The 1,954-nt window shown below is 73.4% G+C and carries 2 protein-coding genes; both read right to left on the bottom strand.

From position 1 onward, the window contains the following. Positions 1-1,017, bottom strand: a 1,017-nt coding sequence (locus ACFU74_RS37130) for a methyltransferase (protein ID WP_380764553.1), incomplete at its 3' end; no start/stop codon positions are given. Between the two features lie 83 nt (positions 1,018-1,100). Further along, positions 1,101-1,954, bottom strand: an 854-nt coding sequence (locus tag ACFU74_RS37135; RefSeq protein ID WP_380764554.1) for a right-handed parallel beta-helix repeat-containing protein, incomplete at its 5' end; no start/stop codon positions are given.

The raw sequence follows: 1,954 nt of genomic DNA on the forward strand, positions 1-1,954 counted from the left end.
GGCCTCGAAGGCGTGCAGGTACGGGTTGACCGGGCGGACCTCGCGCACGTCCAGGCCGGCCTCGGCCATCAGCCGGAGCATGCTCGCCTCGGAGTGCTTGGCGCCGCCGACGTTGAGCATCAGCATCAGGTCCATGGCGGTGGTGAACCGCATCGAGGGGCTGTCGTCGACCAGGTTCTCGACGACCACCACCCGGGCGCCCGGGCGGGCCGCCGCGACCACGTTCGCCAGGGTGCGGCGGGTGCTCGCGTCGTCCCACTCCAGGATGTTCTTGATGATGTAGAGGTCGGCCACCACCGGGATGTCCACCCGGCAGTCGCCGGGGACCAGCCGGGCCCGGGCGGCGAACGCGCCGCCCTCGCGCAGCCGGGGGTCGGCGCCGGCGACCACCTTGGGCAGGTCGAGCAGGGTGCCGTGCAGCGCCGGGTGCTTCTCCAGCAGGCTGGCGAGCACATGGCCCTGGCCGCCGCCGATGTCCACCACCGAGTCGACGCCGGTGAGGTCGAGGTAGGCGGCGAAGTCGGCGGCGGACTGCCGGCTGGAGGTGGTCATCGCCTTGTCGAAGACCTTGGCGGACTCGCCCCCGTCGCTGTGCAGGTAGTCGAAGAACTCCTTGCCGAACAGTTCGGGGAAGACGTTGCGGCCCGAGCGCACCGCCTCGTCCAGCTTGGGCCAGGCCTCCCACGTCCACGGCTCGGTGCACCACAGGGAGATGTAGCGCAGGCTGTTCGGAGCGTCCTCGCGCAGCAGCCGGGACATCTCGGTGTGGGCGAAGCGGTCGCCGTCGAGCTCCTCGAAGATGCCGTAGCAGGTGAGGGCGCGCAGCAGCCGGCGCAGCTGTCGGGGCTCGGTGCCGAGGTCGGCGGCGAGGTCGGTGACGGTGGCGGGGGTGTCGCCGAGCGCGTCGGCGGCACCGAGCCGGGCGGCCGCGCGGACGGCGGCGGCGCAGGCGGCGCCGAAGACGAGCTCCCGCAGGCGCATGGCGGCCTGCGGGGTGGTGGCGGGTGCGGTGGTCATGGACCGTCTCTCTGCTTTCTGCGGGAACGGGATGGCGCGGGGGCTTCGGGGGTCGGCGGGGGACGGGCGGACGGGCGGACCGGTCAGCAGCGGCCGGCCGGCTCGGAGACCGCGCACTGGTTGCGGGCGAAGGCGTTGTCGGTACCGGTGTCGCGGTCGGCGAGGTCGGCCGGGCTGTTGCCGAGCACCAGGTTGTCGGCGACCGTGTTGCGGGCGTTTGCCACCCCGACCACGCTGTGGACGAGCACCACGCCGCCGGAGAACGGCGAGGCGCCGACGTTGTCGCGGACCTCGTTCTCCGTCACCGACGTCTCCTCGGCACCGGTGAGCACGATGCCGGCGCCCTGGATGTGGTCCAGCCGGGGGTTGGGCGGGCAGTAGCGGTTGTTGGCGACGACCCGGTTGCGGGTGACGGTGAGCGCGCCGGCCCGGGGCACGCCCTCGTCACCGACGATGAACACCCCGCCGCAGTTGCCGTGGATCTGGTTCCGCTCGATGCTCAGGTCGCGCAGCCGGCGCACGGTGACGCCGATCCGGTTGTCGGTGAGCCGGTTCCCGCTGACCAGGGTGCCGTCGGTGGAGGCGGCGCCGCCCTCGCTGTCCACGGAGTTGGCGAGGAAGACGCCGGACTGGCCGTTGCGGGTGGACTCGTTGGCGATGATCACGCCCCGGGTGGACTTCTCCTGGCTGATGCCCTGTTGCGCGTTGTCGTGGACGTAGGTGGCGCGGACGGTCAGGCCGGTGGTGCCGGTGGCGTTGATGCCGTTCTTGCGGAAGCCGGTGACGGCGAGCGCCTCGACGGTGACGCCGTCGAGCGGCCGGTCGTCGGTGCCGACCACGCAGAGGCCGTGGCCGGCGCCGGAGCAGACGGCGGCGAGCTCCGCGGCGGTGGCGGGCGCGGCGGGCGCGGACGCGGGCGCGGGCGCCGGGGCAGCGG

It is taken from the genome of Kitasatospora sp. NPDC057500, assembly GCF_042802195.1.
Classification (GTDB): Bacteria; Actinomycetota; Actinomycetes; order Streptomycetales; family Streptomycetaceae; genus Kitasatospora.